We start from the raw sequence: 19,917 nt of genomic DNA, 5'->3' as shown, positions 1-19,917 counted from the left end.
TAGCACACAGCCCTGCTTCCCCCTCCCCCACAATGCACCATAGCTAAGATTGCGCACAGGCCCCGCGTTCCCCCTCTCCCAGGAAGGGAGAGGGCCGGGATGAGGGTAAAACTAATACCCTGCCGTTAAATCATCCGGCGAACGCGGATCGGATGCGCCGTACAGCGTACCATCCGGGCCAACCATAATACTCTGGGTGCTGCCCATCGCCTCTTTCACCGCCACTTTCTGCCCTTTGCCCTCCAGCAGCCTCAGCGTATCCGGGCTAAACCCCTTCTCCACTCGCAGTTCATCCGGCAACCATTGATGATGGAAACGCGGGGCATTAGTGGCTTCCGCGACGTTCATGCCGAAGTCGATGGTATTGACCACCATTTGCAGCACGGTGGTAATGATGCGGCTGCCGCCAGGACTCCCGGTCACCAGCCAGGTTTTGCCATCTTTCACCACAATAGTCGGCGACATCGACGACAGCGGGCGTTTTTTCGCCTCGACGGCGTTAGCATCGCCCCCCACCAGCCCGTAGACGTTCGGCACGCCGGGTTTCGCAGAGAAATCATCCATCTGGTTATTCAGCAGGATGCCAGAGTTCCCCGCCACAATACCGGTGCCAAAGGTCGTGTTCAGCGTATAGGTGACCGCAACGGCGTTACCGTCTTTATCCACCACCGAGAAATGGGTGGTCTGATTGCTTTCATACGGCGCCAGCTTGCCGGGGCGAATCTGGCTCGACGGTTTCGCTTTATTAATATCAATCTGTTCAGCAATCGATTTGGCGTACGCTTTGCTGGTCAGCGCCTGCCACGGTACTTTGACGAAGTCCGGGTCACCAAGGTATTCCGAGCGATCGGCATAGGCGTGTTTTTCCGCTTCCGCCATCACCTGCATGGCGTCGGCGCTACCAAAGCCGTACTTATGCATATCGAAGTTTTCCAGAATATTGAGGATCTGTACGATATGAATGCCCCCGGAGGAAGGCGGCGGCATTGAGAAGACCTGATAGCCACGGTATTCGCCGCTAACTGGCGTGCGCTCGACCGCTTTGTAATTTGCCAGATCCGCTTTGGTGATAAGCCCGCCGTTATTCTTCATTTCTCCGGCAATCTGGTCAGCAATCGCGCCCTTGTAGAAAGCATCCGGACCCAGCTCGGCAATCAGTTCCAGGCTTTTACCTAGCTGTTTTTGCACCAGCTTATCGCCCTTTTTCAGCGGCTCGCCGTTTTTCCAGAAGATGGCCCGGCTATTGGCGTGACCGGGGATCACTTCGCTACCGTAAGTTTTCAGATCATCGGCCAGCGCATCGTTTACCGTGAAGCCTTCTTCTGCCAGCTTAATCGCCGGGCGAATGACCTTGTTCAGCGGCATCGTACCGTATTTATCCAGCGCGAGGGAGAAACCGGCAACGGTGCCCGGCGTGCCGGAAGCCAGGTGTGAAGTCAGCGATTTTTTGCTGTCCGGGTTGCCCTGGTCGTCGAGGAACATATCGCGGGTGGCCTGCTCCGGAGCCATTTCGCGAAAGTCGATCGCCGTCGTATTACCGTCTTTAGTGCGCAGCATCATAAATCCACCACCGCCGATATTACCGGCCTGCGGGTGCGTGACCGCCAGCGCATAGCCCACCGCTACGGCGGCATCCACGGCGTTACCGCCCTGACGCAGAATATCCACACCGACCTTCGTTGCCAGCGCATCCACCGAGGCCACCATCCCCTGCTGCGCACGAACCGGGTGAAAAACATCTTCCTCTACACCATAAGAAACCGGAGGCGGAGCGGGATTTGCCGCGACGGTAAAACTGCCGCCCGCCAGCAAAGCAGCGATGACCACCTGACGCCAGCGCGTTGTTTTTATCATTGTCATACTCCTGAATATGTTTTTATTTACACATAATCCTGGATGATAAGTCTTAAAAAATCATTGTTGTGCCGGAATGGGGGTAAACTTAACGCATGCCACTCACGTGGAGGAGAGAACAATGAAAGTCATCGTATTTCTGGCGGCGCTGCTGCCGCTAAGCGCTTTAGCACAACCGCTCAACGTCGATAACAATCCCAACCAGCCGGGATACGTGGTACCCAGCCAGCAGCGGATGCAAAACCAGATGCAGAACCAGCAGATGCAGCAGCAAAACAAGCTGAAACAGGATATTCAGAGCCAGTCGCGCACTCAGCAACAGCATTTACAAACGCAGTTAAATAACAATCAGCAGCGGGTACAGCAGAATAACAACCTGAATCGTCAGCAGCCTCTGCCGAACAATAATGGTGGGATGTTGCAGCGACAGACGGCCCCGTAAGCGCCGTCTGTCATAGATTATGCCGGGAAGTTGGGGCCGATAACGTCAATTGCATCGGTGCAGATGCAATCCACGCCCCAACGCAGCAGCTCGGCGGCGCGCTGGGGTTTGTTAACGGTATACACGAGGATGTGCAGGCCCGCATCCTTCAGGCTCGCCACGCGCGCGTCATCCAACAGTCTATGATTAAGGTGGATTGAGACGCAGCCCAGACGCGTGGTCAGTTCGCGCCAATCGTCCCGCCATTCATCCAGCAGCAGCCCGCGCGGCAGTTCAGGCGCTGCTTCCTGTGCCGCTTCCAGTGCATCGATTTCAAACGACGAAAGCAGCGGCTGGGTCATCCCCTGCCACAGTTCGCGGGCCGCCAGCGCGACGACTTTACCGGTCAACGGGCCGGTGCCCGTCGTCGGTTTAATTTCGATATTCGCCATCATGCCGTGCAGGCGACAGCGGTCAGCAACTTCGGTCAGCAGCGGCAGCGGTTCGCCTTTGAACTCGCCGCTGTACCAGCTTCCGGCATCCACTTTTAGCAGATCGTTCCACGCCAGCTCGCCCGCCACGCCCCAGCCGTTACTGGTTCGTTCGAGGTTGTCATCATGCAGTAAGAAAATCTGCCCGTCTTTCGATAACTTAGCGTCAAACTCAATCATCGTATGACCATAACGAGCGCCGGTATCGATGGCCGCAAGGGTATTTTCCGGAGCCAGTTTACCGCCGCCGCGATGGGCAACAATGTGGGGATAAGGCCAGTGACTCATGCGCGTTGTCCTGTTTCACTATCAAAGAAGTGCAGATGATTCTGCGGCAGATGCAGCCACAGCGTGCTGCCAGCCTGCGGGCGTAACTGGTGCGGTAGCCGAACCACCAGCTTTTGTTCGCTCCAGCGCCCGTGGGCAAGGTTATCGGCACCTAAAATTTCCAGCGTATCCATCATCAGCGGTACGCCACCTTCCGCCTCGGAGCTTAATGCAAAATGTTCCGGACGGATACCCAGCGTCATCTTACGCCCGGCATAGCGGCGATGCTCGCTGTTGATGGGCAAAAGCATCCCGCCCTCAAGCTCGAAGCGGCTACCATCATCGCTGACCCGACCTTCCAGTAGGTTCATTGCCGGGCTACCGATAAAGCTTGCCACAAAGCGGCTTGCCGGCTTTTCGTAGACTTCAACCGGCGTACCTATCTGCTCGGCGATGCCTTTATTCATCACCATGACCCGCTGCGCGAGGGTCATCGCCTCCACCTGATCGTGGGTCACGTACAACGAGGTGGTTTTCAGACGGCGATGCAATTGTTGCAGCTCAAGGCGCATCTGCACGCGCAGTTTGGCGTCGAGGTTGGAGAGCGGCTCATCAAACAGGAATACCGCCGGGTCACGAACGATGGCTCGCCCCATCGCCACGCGCTGGCGCTGGCCACCAGAGAGTTCGCGCGGGCGACGCTTGAGCAGGCCATCCAGTTCAAGAATACGCGCCGCCTCCTGCACGCGCTCGGCAATTAATCCCTTGCCCATACCGCGAATTTTCAGGCCCCACGCCATATTCTCTTCCACGCTCATATGCGGGTAGAGGGCATAGTTCTGGAACACCATTGCGATGCCGCGGTCTTTCGGTTCCATTTCGGTGACGCGCTTGCGGTCAATCCAGATATCGCCGCTGGTCACCCGTTCCAGACCGGCAACCATGCGCAGCAGGGTCGATTTACCGCAGCCCGAGGGGCCGACCATCACGATAAATTCTCCGTCCGCCACGTCCAGCGTTAACGGTTGAATGACCTGGGTTTTGCCATCCCAGCTTTTCGTTACTGCCTGTAGTTTTAAACCAGCCATTTTATTTCTCACTATCGACCAGGCCACGCACAAACGCGCGCTGCATGGCTAAAACGATGACAACCGGGGGAATCAGCGTGAGCAGCATCGCCGCCATCACCTGGTTCCACTGCGTAGTGCCTTCACCGGTGGCGATCATGCCTTTAATGCCGGCGACGGCAGTGCCAAGATTCACATCCTGAATAATCAGCAGCGGCCACAGATACTGGTTCCAGCCGTAGATAAAGGTGATGACAAACAGCGCCGCCAGATTGGTTTTCGACAACGGCAGCACGATATCGCGAAAGAAGCGCATCGGTGACGCGCCGTCGATGCGCGCGGCCTCAATCAGCTCGTCCGGCAGCGTCATAAAGAACTGGCGGAACAGGAAGGTGGCGGTGGCCGAAGCCATCAACGGCAGCGTTAGCCCGGCGTAGCTGTCGAGCATTTTCAGGTTGGCGATGACTTCCACGGTCGGGAAAATACGCACTTCCACCGGCAGCATCAGGGTGATGAAAATCATCCAGAAGAACAGGTTACGCAGCGGAAAGCGGAACCAGACGATGGCGAAAGCGGAGAGCATTGATACCGCGATTTTGCCCACCGTGATGCCGAAGGCCATAATGAAGCTGTTGAGCATCATCAGCCAGAACGGCGCGCTGTTGGCTCCTACGCCGTTTACCCAGATGGTTTTCATGTTGTCGAGCAAATGCCCGCCAGGAATCAAGGTCATCGGCGTTTCAAAGACCGCTTTGCTATCCAGCGTCGCCGCAACAAAGGCGACATACAGCGGAAACAAAATGACCGCGATGCCTAAAATCAACATGGTGTGGCTGAAAATCGTCAGCCCGCGACGGTTCTCAATCATTGGTAGCGCACCTTACTTTCAACGTAGCGGAACTGCACCACCGTCAGAATAATGACGAGGAACATCAGCACTACCGACTGCGCAGCGGAAGCGGAAAGGTCGAGCCCGGCAAAACCCTCACGATAGATTTTATAAATCAGCGTTGTCGTTGCCTGTACCGGCCCACCGCCGGTTGCAGCATCGATAACCGGGAAGGTATCAAAAAAGGCGTACACCAGGTTCACCACCAGCAGGAAGAAGCTCACCGGGGCGATCAGCGGCAGCGCCAGCTTGAAGAAGCGGCGCACTGGCCCGGCGCCGTCAATCGCAGCGGCTTCTACCAGCGAACGCGGGATAGATTGCAGCGCGGCGAAGAAGAATAGAAAGTTGTAACTAATCTGCTTCCATACCGAGGCGAACACCACGAGGAACATCGCCTGACCGCTGTTCTGCGCGTGGTTCCAGTCGTAGCCAAACTCGCCGAGAAAATGGGTAATCAGCCCGCGCCCGGGGTTGAACAGAAAGATCCACAGTACAGCAGCCACCGCAGGCGCAACGGCGTAGGGCAGCAACATCAACGTCTGATAGAAACGGCTACCGCGCACGACGTAATCCACCAGCGCGGCAAAAAACAGCGAGATCAACAGGCCGCTAAAAGTAACCATCGTGCTGAACTTAATCGTGGTCCAGAAAGAATCCAGATAGTACGGATCGCGGAACAGCATCAGGAAGTTATCCAGACCAACAAACTGGCTGGAGAGCCCAAAAGGATCGACGCTCTGCAGCGAATACCACAGCGCTTCGCCCGCAGGCCAGATAAAGAAGATAACGGTGATAATCAGCTGCGGAGCGACCAGTACATAAGGCAGCCAACGCGAGCGGAACACCGGACGGGATGATGACATGAGAGTTTGGTTCCTGAACAGCGCCGGGTGGCGGCTTCGCCTTACCCGGCCTACGGTCTTGTAGGCCCGGTAAGCGTAGCGCCACCGGGCATTTTGTTAAGACTTCGTCGACTGCTCAAAACGGCGCAGCAGCTGATTACCGCGTTCAACAGCGGAGTCCAGCGCCTGTTGCGGCGTTTTCTTACCGGTCCATACGCTTTCCAGTTCCTCATCCACGATGGTGCGGATCTGCGGCATGTTGCCCAGACGCAGGCCTTTGGTGAACGGCAACGGCGGCTTATTCAGCATCTGACGCGTGGCAATATCAGCACCCGGGTTCTTATCATAGAAGCCCTGCTCACGAGTCAGGTTGTAAGCGGCGGTGGTAATTGGCAGATAGCCGGTTTTCTGATGCCATTCGGCAGCGTTTTCCGGTTTAGCGAGGAAATCGAGGAATTTAGCAACACCGGTATAGGTTTCTTTGTCTTTACCCTGCATCACCCACAGGCTGGCTCCACCAATAATGGCGTTTTGCGGCGCGCCTTTAACATCAGCGTCGTACGGCATCATACCTACGCCGTAGTTGAACTTAGCGTACTGACGGATATCCGCCAGGGAGCCGGAGGAAGCAGTAGTGATGGCGCAGTCGCCGTTATAGAACTTCTCGGTGGATTCGTCTTTACGCCCAAAATAGCTAAAGTCGCCCTTCTTGTTCATCTCTTCGAGCATGGCGATATGCTTCACCTGCTCCGGCTTGTTGAACTCCAGCACCGCATCGGTACCGTCGAAGCCGTTGTTTTTGGTGGCGACCGGCAGACCATGCCAGGCGCTGAAGTTTTCAATCTGAATCCAGCCCTGCCAGCCGCTGGCATAGCCGCACTTCATACCCGCCGCTTTCAGCTTGGCGGTATAGGCTGCCAGATCCTGCCAGGTTTTCGGTGGCTGTTCCGGGTCTAAACCGGCTTTTTTGAAGGCATCTTTGTTGTAGTACAGCACCGGCGTGGAGCTGTTAAACGGCTGGGAGAGCAGATGGCCGGTTTTGGAGTCGGTGTAATAACCGGAAACGGTCGGCACGAACTGCGTCTCATCAAACTTGATGCCCGCATCGCTGAATACCTGGTAAACCGGTTTAATGGCTTTGGAAGCCATCATCGTCGCGGTCCCCACTTCATAGACCTGCAAAAGCGCCGGAGCGTTGCCGGTACGGAACGCAGCGATACCCGCACTCAGGCTCTGCTCATAGTTGCCTTTGTAAACCGGAACAATTTTGTAATCAGGATTGGCCGCGTTGAAACGTTGCGCCAGTGAATCAACTTCTTTCCCTAACTCCCCTTCCATCGAATGCCAGAACGGAATAGTGGTTACCGCCAGGGCTTGTCCGGCAAACGCCAGGCTGAGCGCCAGTCCTAAAGCTGTATGTCGTAACGATTTCATCGGTTATCTCTCTTGTTGTTCCGGATGCGCGATTTCACGCGTTTTATGCTCGCGGGGGTAACATGACATGCTCGAATGACAGAAAAATAACTATTGCATTACAAAAATATTACAATAAATTGGCGAAAACATGATGAAACGGTGAAAAAAAAGTGGCAGGGAAATGGCAATGCGAAAAAGAGAGGCTGGCCAGACTACAGATAAAAGGGAATCTGTAGTTAAATAAGGTTCGTTAAAAAGCACTCTCCGGCGAACCGTCACAAGGAAAAACATGAAGACGCTTCATAAACCTACCGAGCGCGTTTTACTCATTCTGGAAACATTAGCCAACGCGGATGGAATGACGCTCTCCGAGCTGTCGCTCAAAACGGATATTTCAAAGGGAACCATTTTCCCCATCCTCAAATCATTACAATACCGAAAATATATCAGTCACGACGATCGCAACGGTATTTATACCCTGGGGATCTCATGCGCGGTGCTGGCCAGCTCAACGGTGGAAAAAGAGTTCTGGCTTAAAATGATCAACAGTGAAATGCATACTGTGGTCAATGAGTGCAATGAGGTTTGCCAGCTCGGCATTCTGGATGATGCCTGGGTGCTCTACGTCGATAAAGTTCAGGGCGATCAAACTGTTCAGCTGGTATCTAAAGTAGGAACTCGCCTTCCGGCAATCTGCTCCGCGTTGGGAAAAGCGCTGCTGCATAAGCACCGCGACGAAGAGATCCTGGAACTCTATCCGCAAGGTCTCCCTTCCGTCACTGCTCGCAGCGTGACGGATATGGCTCAGCTTCGTCAGCAGCTAGCGCTGGTTGAAGCCAACGGTTATGCCATGGACGACAGGGAAATCAACGACGATACCATCTGCTTCGCCGTGCCCCTGCAGCAGAAAAGCGTCATTCTGGCGGCAATCAGCGTCTCATTACCCTCTTTCCGCGCCACCGATGAAAAAGCGCAGCAGGTCATTCGTTCGTTAAAAGACGCGAAAGACCGAATTGAAAGCGTGCTGAATAAGCTTCCTGATATCAAAAATTACTGATTTATTCACCTAACAATGCCGCAGGAATTGTGATTCCCCACACAGTACCGATATTTAATCACTCGCTGCGGCACCTGATTTCCCTTCTCATTTCCTCATTAATTCATTGACTTAGTCAATAACCCAGACCTCTTTCTCACCATTTGACTTCACATTCATAGCGTGTTTACTTATGTCAAATCGCAAATACAAACAGTGTTTGTATATACGAACAAGCAAGAGGAAAAATATGCAAAGTCGTTACATCACCCCAGCAATAACGGTTTTTGATGAACATGGCAGGCTGGATCCTGAAGGGAATTTCCGTCTGTACGATTTCATTAAAAATAGCGTCTCGGGATTTGTCGTCATGGGGAGTACCGGTGAGTTTTTCTCCCTGGATATGAAAACCTCCCGTCAGATAATTCAAATGGCGGCAGAATTCCCACGCGAAGATATAAAGGCCTATGCAGGCACCAGCCGCATGGATATTGACGAGTGCGTAGAGCTGGCAAACTACGCCGACGAATGCGGGCTTGATGGCGTTATGATTATCAGCCCCTGGTACTTCCGCCTGACTGATGAGGGAATTTATACATTTTATAGCCAGATAGCTCGCCGCACCGCCGCCAAAATCTTCATCTATAACTTCCCGGAGCGCACCGGCTATTCCGTCTCGCCAGAGGTCTGCCTACGACTCGCCAGAGAGTTCCCAAACATTGTCGGTCTTAAAGACACTATTCCGGACACCAATCATACATCGCAGGTGATTCGCCAGGTAAAATCTGAACTACCGTATTTTGAAGTCTTTGCCGGTTATGACAATAACTTTGCGCATAACGTCTTGTCAGGAGGAGATGGATGTATCGGCGGGTTATCCAATATTTGCCCGGAGATCTTCCGCGACTGGATGCGGGCATTTAACGATAACAATCTGGACCAGATTTCGCTATTCCAGCAAAAAGTGGATGATTTAATGGATATTTACGCGGTTAACGATCCGTTCATTCCCACATTTAAAAAAGCGTTACAGCTGCGCGGAATTATTCAGTCCGATCGCTGCACGTCGCCTTTTAGCACGCTCTCAACCTGCCAGACCGAAAGTATTCAGCGGATACTTTCCCGTGCTGGCATTGAAATTAATGCCTGACCTCAACGCGGAGGTATTATGAAAACAATCACAGCTTACGATAACCCGGTCCTGAATTCCGCGATTACTAAATCATGGAAGCGCCTGGTGCCACTGATGTTTATTTTATACTTCATCGCCTTTATCGACAGGGTCAATGTGGGATTCGCCAAAGAGGCGATGCAGGTGGATATTGGGCTCTCCAACTCCGCCTTTGCCCTGGGCGCAGGGATATTTTTCGCCGCCTATGCGCTGTTTGGTATTCCCGCCAACCTGATCCTCAATAAGATTGGCGCGCAAAAATGGTTAAGCATCACCACCGCGCTGTGGGGTGTGCTCTCTGCTCTTACTGGCCTGGTACAGACGGAAACCCAGTTTATTGTCCTGCGCTTCTTATTGGGATTAGGCGAGGCCGGTTTTTACCCCGGCATTCTGCTGTTGGCCTCGATTTACTTCCCCAATAAAGTTCGCGCATCGGTGGTCGGTATTTTCGTGCTCGGCGTGCCTCTGGCGCTGACATTAGGTTCGCCAATCTCCGGCGCTCTTTTGGAAATGCACGGATTTCTCGGCAAGCCCGGCTGGTTCTGGATGTTCTTTATCGAAGGGATCCCGGCGGTCATTATGGGCATCTTTGCCTGGTTCTGGCTTGATGATACGCCAGCCAAAGCGCGCTTCCTGACCGAAGAAGAGAAAAAAGCGCTGATTGAACAGCTTCAACAGGAGCAGCGACAAACCGAAACCAGCAGCGTCAGTACCGCGCTGAAAAGCCTTAAAGTCTGGCACCTGGCGCTGATCTACGGCACCATCCAAATCAGCGTTTACGGACTGATGTTCTTCCTGCCTTCGCAAGTTGCCTCATTAATGGGATCCACGCTCGGCTTTAAAGAGTCGTTAGTTGCCGCCATTCCGTGGGCTTGCTCTGCCGTCGGCGTTTATTACATCCCGCGTCTGGCAGACAAAATGCCGAACCGCCGGATCCTGATTTCGGTACTGTGTATGCTGGCAGCGGCGCTGGGTCTGTTTGTTTCGGCCTGGTCCGGCCCGGTGCTGGCCATTGCCGCCCTCTCGCTCTCGGCGATTGGCTTCCTCTCCGTACAACCTATTTTCTGGACCTTCCCGGCGCAGATTGTGTCAGGTTCAGCACTGGCGGCCAGTATCGGTTTCTGTACCACGATGGGCGCGTTTTGTAGTTTTCTGGCACCGCTCATTCGCGTTGAGGTCGATGCCTTCTTCGGCAACGATTCGGCGGGACTGGTTGCCCTGTCGCTTATCACCGTCTGCTGCGCACTGCTGATTGCCGCACTCGCAGGCAGAAAAGCGACAAACGGCGTCGCGGTCACCCATCACTAAAGTCCTGATGCACTCATAAAAAAGGATAAATAAAATGCAGACCATCTTAAAAATTGACCCTACTGACAACTTGATCGTTGCGCTGCAAGACTTACGCAAAGACCAGCGGGTTAACTGGAACGATGAAGAGTACGTTTTGCGTAGCGATGTCAAAGCCAAACACAAATTCGCCACCCAGGATATCCAGCCCGGCGATATCGTTTCGCTATATGGCGTTCCGGTTGGCAAAGCGACGCAGCCCATCACCCGCGGCGAAGCCATCACCACCGACAATATCAAACATTATGCGGCCCCGGTTTCGCTTGACGATGTTGCGCCCTATGACTGGCAGCAGCCCGATGTCTCCGCCTGGCAGCAGCGGACCTTCCGCGGGATCGTCCGTGAAGATGGCCGGGTCGCCACGGCAAACTACTGGCTGGTCATTCCACTGGTTTTCTGCGAAAACCGCAACGTTCAGCGCGTCACCGATGCGCTAAACGACGCCCTCGGCTATGCCAATAACGGCCTGAAACATTTCGCCCGACAGGTAACATCGGCCAGTGCTTTAAACGATAACCGGCATCTGCCATTCCCGCATCTTGATGGTATTCGCTGTATTACCGTCAACTCCGGCTGCGGCGGCGCAACATCAGACAGCATGACGATGTGCGACGTCCTTGCCGCTTATTCCGATCACCCCAACGTTCTCGGCGTTACGGTCTTCGCGCTGGGCTGCGAAAAAGCGCGGATTGTTGATTTCAAGGCCGCACTCGCGAAGCGTAGCCCACAGTTCAGCAAGCCGGTAATCTACTTCAGACAGCAGGACTGGAGTAGCGAAGAAAAAATGATGCAGGATGCGTTGACCGAGACCTATAACGCAATTCGCGAAGCACCCGTCGCTGAGCGTCAGGACGTCCCGCTCTCCCACCTCAAAATCGGCGTGAAATGTGGCGCTTCCGACGGATTCTCAGGGATCAGCGCGAACCCGGCCATGGGCGAAGTATCAGACCGCCTTGTCGCCCTTGGCGGCGCCTCCGGGCTGGCGGAGTTCCCGGAGCTGTGCGGCGCGGAGGGGGATATCGTTCAGCGCTGTATGAATCGCGAGCTGAAAGAGAAGTTTCTGTCGCTGATGAAAAACTATGAGCACGTGGCTAACTTCTTCGGCACCACCATTGCCGATAATCCCAGTCCGGGAAATATTGCCGATGGACTGATTACGGACGCCATCAAATCCGCCGGTGCGGCGAAAAAAGGCGGTAGAGCGCCGGTGAGCGCAGTATGCGACTACGCCGAACCGATGGGCGAGAGCGGCCTTTCGCTGGTCTGTACGCCGGGTAACGATGTCGATGCGGTGACGGGGCTGGTTGCAGCAGGATGCAACGTCGTTATCTTCTCTACCGGGCTCGGTACGCCGACGGGTAACCCTATCGTTCCGGTTCTCAAAGTTTCGACCAACTCTACGCTGGCGAAAAAGATGCCGGACATTATCGATTACGACTGCGGGCCGATTATCGAAGGAACGCCGCTGGCGGAAATCGCCGATGGCCTGTTTGAGAAAATCATCGCCACCGCCAGCGGGAGCTGGCAGACAAAAGCGGATGCGCTTGAACAGTATGATTTTATGATGTGGAAACGATCGCTGGAGCTGTAGGAATCGAGCAAAACGCCCGGCAGATGCCGGGCGTTTTTACTTCATTACCCACCCAGATAGGCGCTGCGTACCGCTTCGTTCGCCAGCAGCGCATCACCGGTATCCTCTAACACCACGTGGCCGTTTTCCAGCACGTAACCGCGGTCAGCCAGCTTCAGCGCCTGGTTAGCGTTCTGCTCGACAAGAAATATTGTCATTCCTTGTTCGCGCAGCTGTTCGATGGTGTCGAAGATTTGCTGAATGATAATCGGCGCCAGTCCCAGCGAGGGCTCATCGAGCAGCAGCAGACGCGGCTGGCTCATCAACGCACGGCCAATCGCCAGCATCTGCTGTTCGCCGCCGGACATAGTGCCCGCTCGCTGAACCCGACGTTCATGCAGGCGCGGAAACAGCTCGTAGACCCACTTGATGCGGGTCTGAAACTGGTCACGCTCGGCAAAAAAGCCGCCCATCGCCAGGTTCTCTTCTACCGTCATGCGCGAGAAGACGCGACGTCCTTCCGGCACAATCGCCACCGCTTCACGCATGATCTTCGCCGTCTGCCAGTCGGTAATATCTTTACCGTCGAAAACAACGCGCCCACTGGAAGCGCGCGGATCGCCGCACAGCGTACCCAGCAGCGTGGTTTTCCCCGCGCCGTTCGCGCCAATCAGGGTGACAATCTCCCCCTGGTTAATGTGCAGACTGACGTTATGCAGCGCCTGAATCTTGCCGTAGTGCGCGCTGACGTTGTCAAAAGATAACATCACTTTTTCCATCTTATCCGTCACCACCATTATGCTTCACCTAAATAGGCGCGGATCACGTCCGGGTTATTGCGGATCTCTTCCGGCGTACCGTTGGCCAGCGGCGTGCCCTGGTTTACCACGTAAATACGATCGGAAATGCCCATCACCAGCTTCATATCGTGCTCAATCAGCAGGATAGTGGTGTTGTGATGGCTGCGCAGCTCGACAATCAGTTCGTCCAGCTCTTTGGTCTCTTTCGGGTTCAGCCCTGCCGCCGGTTCGTCAAGCATCAGGATTTCCGGCTGGGTCACCATACAGCGGGCGATCTCCAGACGACGCTGGTCGCCATAGGCCAGGTTGCTGGCCTGACGGTTGGCGTGCTCAAGCAGGCCGATGCGTTCAAGCCAGGTGGCGGCGCGATCGAGCGCTTCGCTCTGCGCACGACGGAAAGATGGCGTTTTCAGCAGGCCAGAGAAGACGCCGGTTTTCAGTTGCTGATGCTGTGCCACCAGCAGGTTTTCAATCACCGTCATTTCGCGGAACAGGCGCACGTGCTGGAAAGTACGCACCACGCCCATACGGGCAATCTGCTGGCCCGGCAACCCTTCGAGATGCTGGTCGCGCAGCATAATGCTACCGCCGGTCGGTTTATAGAAACCGGTCAGGCAGTTAAATACCGTCGTTTTGCCGGCACCGTTAGGGCCGATAAGCGACACAATTTCCTGCTCGCGCAGTTCCAGCGACACGTTGTTGACCGCCAGCAGGCCGCCAAAACGCATCATCAGGCCGTTTACGGATAATAATGGCTGACTCATGCCTGCTCTCCTTTCGCTTGACCGTTTTTCAGCTTCAGCTGCGGACGGGTCATCGGCAGAAGGCCCTGCGGACGCCAGATCATCATCAGTACCATTAACGCACCCAGCATCAACATGCTGTACTCATTGAAATCACGCATCAGCTCGCGCGAGACCACCAACAGAACTGCCGCCAGGATAACCGCAAACTGCGAGCCCATCCCGCCCAGCACCACAATCGCCAGCACAAAGGCAGATTCGGCGAAGGTAAAGGATTCCGGGCTGACGAAGCCCTGACGGGCAGCGAACAGCGTTCCGGCAAAACCAGCAAACGCGGCGCTAATGGTAAAAGCAGTCAGCTTGATACGCGTCGGACTGAGGCCCAGTGAGCGGCAGGCTATCTCATCTTCACGCAGCGCTTCCCACGCGCGGCCCAACGGCATACGCAGCAGGCGGTTAATCACGAACAGGCTCAGCACCACCAGCAGCAGAGCGACCAGGTAGAGAAAAATCACGCGATCGGACGGGTCGTACTTCACGTTAAAGAAGTTGCTGAAAGTATCCCAGCCGCCTTCGCGGGCGCTGCGGCTAAATTCAAGACCGAAGAGGGTCGGTTTGGGGATCTGGCTGATACCGTTCGGACCGCCGGTTATTTCGGTGTTGTTGAGCAACAGGATACGCACGATTTCACCGAAGCCGAGGGTCACAATCGCCAGATAGTCACCGCGCAGGCGCAGTACCGGGAAGCCTAGCAGGAAGCCCGCAGCCGCTGAGACCAGCCCCGCCAATGGCAGGCAGGTCCAGAACCCCAGGCCGTAATAGTGATTCAGCAGTGCGAAGGTGTAAGCGCCGATGGCATAGAAACCACCGTAGCCCAATACCAGCAGGCCGGAAAGCCCCACTACCACGTTAAGACCCAGGCCGAGGATGATATAGATCATCGTCAACGTGGCGATATCCACCGTCCCGCGCGACACCATGAACGGCCACGCCACGGCGATAACCAGCAGAGCAATCAGGAACAGCTTCTGTTTAACCGTCGAACCATCGATAGCTGGCAGAATAAACTTCGGTCCGGAGACGTTTTTCATGGTTTTCTGAAAAACAGGACGCAGTAACTGGAAGAGGAAGACGACCGCGGTGCCGATAAAAATCCACTGCCAACGGATGTCAGCGGCGGTATCCACCACTAGCTTGGTGCCGTCCAGCTCCAGCTGAACGCCCATAAAGACGCCTGCCAGAATAAAGAACATCACCGCAGACAGCAGCGCCATCGCAAAATGCATCGGTTTCATACTTTCTCTACCTCCGGGCGGCCCAGAATGCCGGTCGGCATCACCAGCAGCACCACAATCAGCAGGGCAAAGGAGACGACATCTTTATATTCCGTGCTGAGATAGGCAGAGGAAAGCGCTTCAGCGATACCCAAAATCAGACCGCCAATCATCGCGCCTGGAATACTGCCGATGCCACCCAGAACCGCAGCGGTAAAGGCTTTCATCCCGGCCATAAAGCCGATATAGGGGTTGATAACGCCATAGAACTGACCGAGCAACACACCCGCGACCGCCGCCATTGCAGCGCCGATCACAAAGGTCAGCGCGATCACGCGGTCAGTGTTAATCCCCAGCAGGCTGGCCATTTTGAGGTCTTCAGCGCAGGCGCGACAGGCGCGGCCCATGCGGGAATAGCGGATAAACACCGTCAGCGCCAACATGGCGATAAAGGTTACGACCCAGATAACGGCCTGCATGGTGGTGATGGTAGCAGAGAAGTTTTCGCTGCTGCCTACCGTCCACTGGCCGTTAAACAGACTCGGCAGCGCGACATCGCGCGAACCTTCCGTCAGGCTGACGTAGTTTTGCAGGAAAATGGACATCCCGATGGCAGAGATCAGCGCAATCAGGCGCTTGGAGCTGCGTACAGGCCGATAGGCCACGCGTTCGATACTCCACCCGTAGGCGCTGGCAATCACAATCGCCCCCACAAATCCGGCAGCGACCAGCAGCCAGCTGGTATCAATGCCCATCATCATCAGGGCGGCAATGATCATGAAGGAGACATAGCTGCCAATCATGTAAACCTCGCCGTGGGCGAAGTTAATCATGCCGATAATGCCGTACACCATGGTATAGCCGATGGCGATCAGCGCGTAGGTACTGCCCAGCGTGACGCCGTTAAACATCTGCTGCAGAAAATAGAGAAACTGCTCGGACATAAGGTAACCTTTTTCTACCGCCCGACGCGCGGGCGGTGGGATAACTTGTCTTATGGCTTATTTCGCGAGGGTGGATGACCCGTCCGCATGCCACTGGAAGACACCAAACTCAAATCCCTTCAAATCGCCTTTTTCGTCCCAATTCAGCGGCCCAATCACGGTTTTCGCACCGTGAGCTTTCAGATCTTTGATTAAATCCAGCGGCTCCTGGCTGCTGGCTCTGTCCATCGCCTGCGCCAGAGACTGCACAGCGGCGTAGGTGATCCAGACATACGGACCGCTTGGATCTTTCTTCTCAGCTTTGAGCGCGTCAACGATAGCGCTGTTCGCCGGATCCTGGTCATAGCGTTTTGGCATCGTGACCAGCATGCCTTCCGCCGCATCGCCCGCGATGTTGGACAGCGACGCGTTACCTACGCCTTCCGGCCCCATAAACACGGTTTTCAGGCCCACGGAACGCGCCTGGCGCAGCATCTGGCCCATTTCCGGGTAGTAACCGCCGTAGTAAACGAAGTCGATATTCTCTTTCTTCAGGCGTGCCAGCAGCGCGGAGAAGTCTTTTTCACCGGCAGTAATACCGTCAAAGAAGACGATATTCGCCCCGCCTTTTTTCAGGCTATCCTGGACAGAACGCGCCAGGCCTTCACCGTATTGCTGCTTATCATGAATGATAGCAATTCGCTGCGGCTTGACATTTTCCATGATGTATTTAGCAGCGGTCGGCCCCTGAGAAGAGTCCAGACCCGCGGTACGCATAATGTACTGGTAGCCGCGCTGAGTCAGTTCCGGGTTGGTCGCCCCCGGAGAGATCATCAGAACACCCTCGTCTTCATAGATATCTGATGCGGGTTGAGTGGAAGAAGAGCAGAGGTGGCCGATAACATACTGGATGCCGTCGTTTATGATTTTGTTGGCAACCGCAACGGCCTGTTTCGGGTCGCAAGCGTCGTCATATTCCACGCCAACCAGCTTATCGCCCTTGATGCCGCCCTGGGCATTAATATCTTTAATCGCCTGACGCGCGCCGTTGAATTCCATATCGCCCCACTGGGCTACCGGGCCAGACATCGCGCCAACAACAGCGACTTTAATATCCTTGGCCATTACCGCATGGGACATCGCCAGTGCGACGAATCCCGCGATAATTGTTTTCGCGTTCCTTTTCATGCTGCAGAACCCCGTTCGTGATGTGATGTAAATATTTTGTATTTTTATGGTTAAAAAGCATTCTGTGCTTTTATTAAACAACGCTACTTTTACCATTATCTTTAATGGTTTAGCGCAGTTTTTTGCCTGAATCCAGATTAAAATCTCTATTTTTCAGGCGATTAAGCAAAGATAATATTCTGTATTCGATGGAAGATAAACAAAAAAAGTCCAGTAAACAGCATAAAATAACGATACATAAGGCGGAATAAAACGCTACATATTAGGTTAAAATTCTGCTTATTTTTCGATCCATGATGAATTGCGCTACCCTGCTCCATCCAGGAAAACGAATCACCTGATGAATGCGCAAAAAACAGCACTCCGCCTGACAGTGAATTTGGATACACTGAGGCATCCGTTTTGACTGGACTCACCGCGCATGAAACTGACCATTATTCGTTTACAACACTTCAGCGATCAGGACCGCATCGACTTAGCGAAAATCTGGCCATCGCAGGATCTGGCGGCATTAACCTTAGATGATCGCCAGCGTATTTATGCCGCCCGTTTTAACGAGCGCCTGCTGGGAGCGGTTCGCGTGACGCTGAGCGGCGTCGCGGGCGAGCTAAGCGCACTGTGCGTGCGTGAAGTGACCCGCCGTCGCGGCGTCGGGCAATATTTAGTCGAGGAAGTCTTGCGGGATAACCCAGAAATCAGCTGCTGGCGGGTAGAGGATGCTGGCGTGGAAGACCGCGGCGTGATGGCGGCGTTTATGCAGGCGCTGGAGTTTAGCGCGCAGACGGGCGGTTGGGAAAAACACTGCAAGTAGCCCGGACAGGCGCAACGCGCCGCCTCCGGGGATATGTGGTCTGGAGCCGCCTGATGCCCTCACCCCAACCCTCTCCCACGGAAGAGGGAGCAAACACTAAAAAAGGCAACTTACGTTGCCTTTTTGCTTCTACCTTTGCCCTCATCTATACGAAGACGCAAGGAGCCACTGATTTAACTAAGAATTTCGCATTGCAGAAAGGCGGCAAGAACCGAAATCCCCGGAAGCTTACATCAGTAAGTGACCGGGGTTGAGGGGCGCGGCCAACGCACCTGCGGCGCGAAAGGCCTCATCATTTAACCAAGAATTTCACGTTGCAGAAAGGCGGCAAGAACCGAAATCCCCGGAAGCTTACATCAGTAAGTGACCGGGGTTGAGGGACGCAGCCAACACATCTGCGGCGCGAAAGGCGCAGGTTAAATTTATTTGGCGTCGGTCGCAGTACCGTTAGCATGCCAAGTAAACACGCCGAACTCGAAGCCTTTCAGATCGCCCTTCTCGTTCCAGGAGAGCGGCCCCATAACGGTTTCGACCGTCGCACCCTTCAGATACTTAGCGATTTCCGCCGGATCTTCAGACTGATTCAGGCCCGCTTCCAGAGATTGCAGCGCGGCATAGGTGGTCCACACAAACGCGCCGCTCGGATCTTGTTTCTTCGCTTTGATAGCGTCGACGATCGGTTTGTTCGCCGGAACCTGATCATAGTTCTTCGGCTTAGTCACCAGCATACCTTCCGCAGAAGCGCCTGCGATGTTAGACAGCGAAACGTTCGCTACCCCTTCTGGACCCATAAACTGGGTTTTCAGGCCAGCGGCGCGGGACTGGCGCAGGATCTGCCCCATCTCCGGGTGGTAACCGCCGTAGTAAACGAAGTCGATATTCTCTTTCTTCAGACGCGCAACCAGGGTGGAGAAATCTTTCTCACCAGCGGTGATGCCGTCAAAGAACACCACGTTAGCGCCGCCTTTCTTCAGGTTGTCCTGCACCGCACGCGCCAGGCCCTCGCCATATTGCTGCTTATCATGAACAATCGCGATACGCTGCGGCTTCACCTGGTCCAGAATATATTTTGCGGCGGTCGGCCCCTGGTCAGAGTCAAGACCGGTGGTACGCAGAATCAGGTGATAGCCGCGAGCAGTCAGTTCCGGTGCGGTTGCCGCTGGAGTGATCATCAGCACGCCTTCATCTTCATAGATATCAGACGCCGGCTGAGTGGAAGAAGAGCACAGGTGACCAATAACGTACTTGATGCCGTCGTTAATGACTTTGTTTGCGACAGCAACCGCTTGTTTCGGATCACAGGCGTCGTCGTATTTTACCATCTGCAGCTTATTGCCTTTGATACCGCCTTTGGCGTTGATATCAGCAATGGCCTGCTCTGCCCCAGTAAACTCCTGGTCGCCATACTGCGCTACCGGGCCAGACATCGCGCCAACGACGGCCACTTTAATGTCTTCAGCCATTGCCGCACTACTCATAATTAAGGCAATACATCCTGCCAGTAACGCTTTACCCTTCATATTCATCCTGAGGCTCCCCATTATTATGGTTTTTTGCATTTGTTGTGATGTTGTTTATTAGCGCATTATTCTAATTTGACACATAAGAAAAGCATATGATAGTTAGATTAGGGTCTGCCGCCTGCGCTTTTGCAGCACACTATGCTAAACATACCGTCATTCAGGAGAATTGGAAACGATAAAATTGCGGGGTATGTAACAGATAAGTGACAAATAAAAATCTGCGCCAAAAGAAAACGTCACGGACTAAACGATAGACTGGATGTATATAACGCTTGTGGATAATG

General features: G+C 54.4%; 18 protein-coding genes. 6 read left to right on the top strand and 12 right to left on the bottom strand.

What is annotated here, in order from left to right; translation table 11 throughout:
* Positions 1-111: 111 nt before the first annotated feature.
* The gene (gene ggt, locus DA718_RS02025) at positions 112-1,854 is read right to left on the bottom strand and encodes a gamma-glutamyltransferase (protein ID WP_112214806.1); all 1,743 of its coding nucleotides are present in this window, start codon (positions 1,852-1,854) and stop codon (positions 112-114) included.
* A gap of 121 nt (positions 1,855-1,975) precedes the next feature.
* On the opposite strand from ggt, the gene DA718_RS02020 reads away from it, so the two are divergent.
* Positions 1,976-2,296: a DUF2756 family protein gene (locus DA718_RS02020; protein ID WP_112214807.1), complete on the top strand. Its 321-nt coding sequence runs from the start codon at positions 1,976-1,978 to the stop codon at positions 2,294-2,296.
* A gap of 17 nt (positions 2,297-2,313) precedes the next feature.
* On the opposite strand, the gene ugpQ is transcribed toward DA718_RS02020, so the two are convergent.
* From ugpQ to ugpB, 5 genes are all read right to left on the bottom strand, one after another.
* Complete coding sequence (gene ugpQ / locus DA718_RS02015) at positions 2,314-3,054, bottom strand: glycerophosphodiester phosphodiesterase (protein WP_112214808.1); 741 nt, start codon at positions 3,052-3,054, stop codon at positions 2,314-2,316.
* Positions 3,051-4,121: a sn-glycerol-3-phosphate import ATP-binding protein UgpC gene (locus DA718_RS02010; protein ID WP_112214809.1), complete on the bottom strand. Its 1,071-nt coding sequence runs from the start codon at positions 4,119-4,121 to the stop codon at positions 3,051-3,053. Before DA718_RS02010 ends, ugpQ begins: the two co-directional genes overlap by 4 nt.
* Before the next feature lies 1 nt (position 4,122).
* Positions 4,123-4,968: a sn-glycerol-3-phosphate ABC transporter permease UgpE gene (gene ugpE, locus DA718_RS02005; protein ID WP_112214810.1), complete on the bottom strand. Its 846-nt coding sequence runs from the start codon at positions 4,966-4,968 to the stop codon at positions 4,123-4,125.
* Complete coding sequence (gene ugpA / locus DA718_RS02000; RefSeq protein WP_112214811.1) at positions 4,965-5,852, bottom strand: sn-glycerol-3-phosphate ABC transporter permease UgpA; 888 nt, start codon at positions 5,850-5,852, stop codon at positions 4,965-4,967. The genes ugpE and ugpA overlap by 4 nt, the downstream gene beginning before the upstream one ends.
* Before the next feature lie 96 nt (positions 5,853-5,948).
* Complete coding sequence (gene ugpB, locus DA718_RS01995; protein WP_110274912.1) at positions 5,949-7,265, bottom strand: sn-glycerol-3-phosphate ABC transporter substrate-binding protein UgpB; 1,317 nt, start codon at positions 7,263-7,265, stop codon at positions 5,949-5,951.
* A 271-nt stretch (positions 7,266-7,536) separates the two neighbouring features.
* On the opposite strand from ugpB, the gene DA718_RS01990 reads away from it, so the two are divergent.
* The 4 genes from DA718_RS01990 (at position 7,537) to DA718_RS01975 (ending at position 12,392) form a co-directional block, all read left to right on the top strand.
* Complete coding sequence (locus DA718_RS01990; RefSeq protein WP_112214812.1) at positions 7,537-8,304, top strand: IclR family transcriptional regulator; 768 nt, start codon at positions 7,537-7,539, stop codon at positions 8,302-8,304.
* A gap of 229 nt (positions 8,305-8,533) precedes the next feature.
* Positions 8,534-9,433 carry a dihydrodipicolinate synthase family protein gene (locus tag DA718_RS01985; RefSeq protein ID WP_112214813.1) on the top strand — a complete coding sequence of 300 codons (900 nt, stop codon included), beginning with the start codon at positions 8,534-8,536 and terminating at the stop codon, positions 9,431-9,433.
* 18 nt (positions 9,434-9,451) lie between these two features.
* A complete protein-coding gene (locus tag DA718_RS01980; RefSeq protein WP_110274909.1) occupies positions 9,452-10,762 on the top strand; it encodes an MFS transporter in 1,311 nt (436 codons plus the stop codon).
* Between the two features lie 34 nt (positions 10,763-10,796).
* A complete protein-coding gene (locus tag DA718_RS01975) occupies positions 10,797-12,392 on the top strand; it encodes a UxaA family hydrolase (protein ID WP_112214814.1) in 1,596 nt (531 codons plus the stop codon).
* 44 nt (positions 12,393-12,436) lie between these two features.
* On the opposite strand, the gene livF is transcribed toward DA718_RS01975, so the two are convergent.
* From livF to livK, 5 genes are read right to left on the bottom strand one after another with little or no spacing between them, the layout of a single operon-like run.
* Positions 12,437-13,150: a high-affinity branched-chain amino acid ABC transporter ATP-binding protein LivF gene (gene livF / locus DA718_RS01970; protein ID WP_110275061.1), complete on the bottom strand. Its 714-nt coding sequence runs from the start codon at positions 13,148-13,150 to the stop codon at positions 12,437-12,439.
* Between the two features lie 17 nt (positions 13,151-13,167).
* Positions 13,168-13,935, bottom strand: coding sequence for a high-affinity branched-chain amino acid ABC transporter ATP-binding protein LivG (gene livG / locus DA718_RS01965; protein WP_112214815.1), 768 nt, complete (start codon positions 13,933-13,935; stop codon positions 13,168-13,170).
* Positions 13,932-15,209, bottom strand: coding sequence for a branched chain amino acid ABC transporter permease LivM (livM, locus tag DA718_RS01960; RefSeq protein WP_112214816.1), 1,278 nt, complete (start codon positions 15,207-15,209; stop codon positions 13,932-13,934). The genes livG and livM overlap by 4 nt, the downstream gene beginning before the upstream one ends.
* On the bottom strand, positions 15,206-16,132 hold the full coding sequence (gene livH / locus DA718_RS01955; RefSeq protein ID WP_110274905.1) for a high-affinity branched-chain amino acid ABC transporter permease LivH: 927 nt from the start codon (positions 16,130-16,132) through the stop codon (positions 15,206-15,208). The genes livM and livH overlap by 4 nt, the downstream gene beginning before the upstream one ends.
* A gap of 57 nt (positions 16,133-16,189) precedes the next feature.
* Positions 16,190-17,299, bottom strand: a complete 1,110-nt coding sequence (gene livK / locus DA718_RS01950; RefSeq protein ID WP_112214817.1) for a high-affinity branched-chain amino acid ABC transporter substrate-binding protein LivK — start codon at positions 17,297-17,299, stop codon at positions 16,190-16,192.
* A gap of 421 nt (positions 17,300-17,720) precedes the next feature.
* On the opposite strand from livK, the gene panM reads away from it, so the two are divergent.
* Entirely contained in the window at positions 17,721-18,110 is a 390-nt protein-coding gene (gene panM, locus DA718_RS01940; RefSeq protein ID WP_112214819.1) for an aspartate 1-decarboxylase autocleavage activator PanM, read from the top strand.
* Between the two features lie 422 nt (positions 18,111-18,532).
* On the opposite strand, the gene DA718_RS01935 is transcribed toward panM, so the two are convergent.
* Positions 18,533-19,636: a branched-chain amino acid ABC transporter substrate-binding protein gene (locus DA718_RS01935; RefSeq protein WP_112214821.1), complete on the bottom strand. Its 1,104-nt coding sequence runs from the start codon at positions 19,634-19,636 to the stop codon at positions 18,533-18,535.
* Positions 19,637-19,917: the final 281 nt, after the last annotated feature.

Source organism: Klebsiella huaxiensis, assembly GCF_003261575.2.
Classification (GTDB): domain Bacteria; phylum Pseudomonadota; class Gammaproteobacteria; order Enterobacterales; family Enterobacteriaceae; genus Klebsiella; species Klebsiella huaxiensis.
Note: the sequence above shows the minus strand (reverse complement) of the source record. Positions and strands in the feature narration are given on the sequence as shown.

Coding starts and splice junctions, on each gene's coding strand:
- ggt (WP_112214806.1), bottom strand. CDS start 1,854: ATGATAAAAACAACGCGCTGGCGTCAGGTGGTCATCGCTGCTTTGCTG.
- DA718_RS02020 (WP_112214807.1), top strand. CDS start 1,976: ATGAAAGTCATCGTATTTCTGGCGGCGCTGCTGCCGCTAAGCGCTTTA.
- ugpQ (WP_112214808.1), bottom strand. CDS start 3,054: ATGAGTCACTGGCCTTATCCCCACATTGTTGCCCATCGCGGCGGCGGT.
- DA718_RS02010 (WP_112214809.1), bottom strand. CDS start 4,121: ATGGCTGGTTTAAAACTACAGGCAGTAACGAAAAGCTGGGATGGCAAA.
- ugpE (WP_112214810.1), bottom strand. CDS start 4,968: ATGATTGAGAACCGTCGCGGGCTGACGATTTTCAGCCACACCATGTTG.
- ugpA (WP_112214811.1), bottom strand. CDS start 5,852: ATGTCATCATCCCGTCCGGTGTTCCGCTCGCGTTGGCTGCCTTATGTA.
- ugpB (WP_110274912.1), bottom strand. CDS start 7,265: ATGAAATCGTTACGACATACAGCTTTAGGACTGGCGCTCAGCCTGGCG.
- DA718_RS01990 (WP_112214812.1), top strand. CDS start 7,537: ATGAAGACGCTTCATAAACCTACCGAGCGCGTTTTACTCATTCTGGAA.
- DA718_RS01985 (WP_112214813.1), top strand. CDS start 8,534: ATGCAAAGTCGTTACATCACCCCAGCAATAACGGTTTTTGATGAACAT.
- DA718_RS01980 (WP_110274909.1), top strand. CDS start 9,452: ATGAAAACAATCACAGCTTACGATAACCCGGTCCTGAATTCCGCGATT.
- DA718_RS01975 (WP_112214814.1), top strand. CDS start 10,797: ATGCAGACCATCTTAAAAATTGACCCTACTGACAACTTGATCGTTGCG.
- livF (WP_110275061.1), bottom strand. CDS start 13,150: ATGGAAAAAGTGATGTTATCTTTTGACAACGTCAGCGCGCACTACGGC.
- livG (WP_112214815.1), bottom strand. CDS start 13,935: ATGAGTCAGCCATTATTATCCGTAAACGGCCTGATGATGCGTTTTGGC.
- livM (WP_112214816.1), bottom strand. CDS start 15,209: ATGAAACCGATGCATTTTGCGATGGCGCTGCTGTCTGCGGTGATGTTC.
- livH (WP_110274905.1), bottom strand. CDS start 16,132: ATGTCCGAGCAGTTTCTCTATTTTCTGCAGCAGATGTTTAACGGCGTC.
- livK (WP_112214817.1), bottom strand. CDS start 17,299: ATGAAAAGGAACGCGAAAACAATTATCGCGGGATTCGTCGCACTGGCG.
- panM (WP_112214819.1), top strand. CDS start 17,721: ATGAAACTGACCATTATTCGTTTACAACACTTCAGCGATCAGGACCGC.
- DA718_RS01935 (WP_112214821.1), bottom strand. CDS start 19,636: ATGAATATGAAGGGTAAAGCGTTACTGGCAGGATGTATTGCCTTAATT.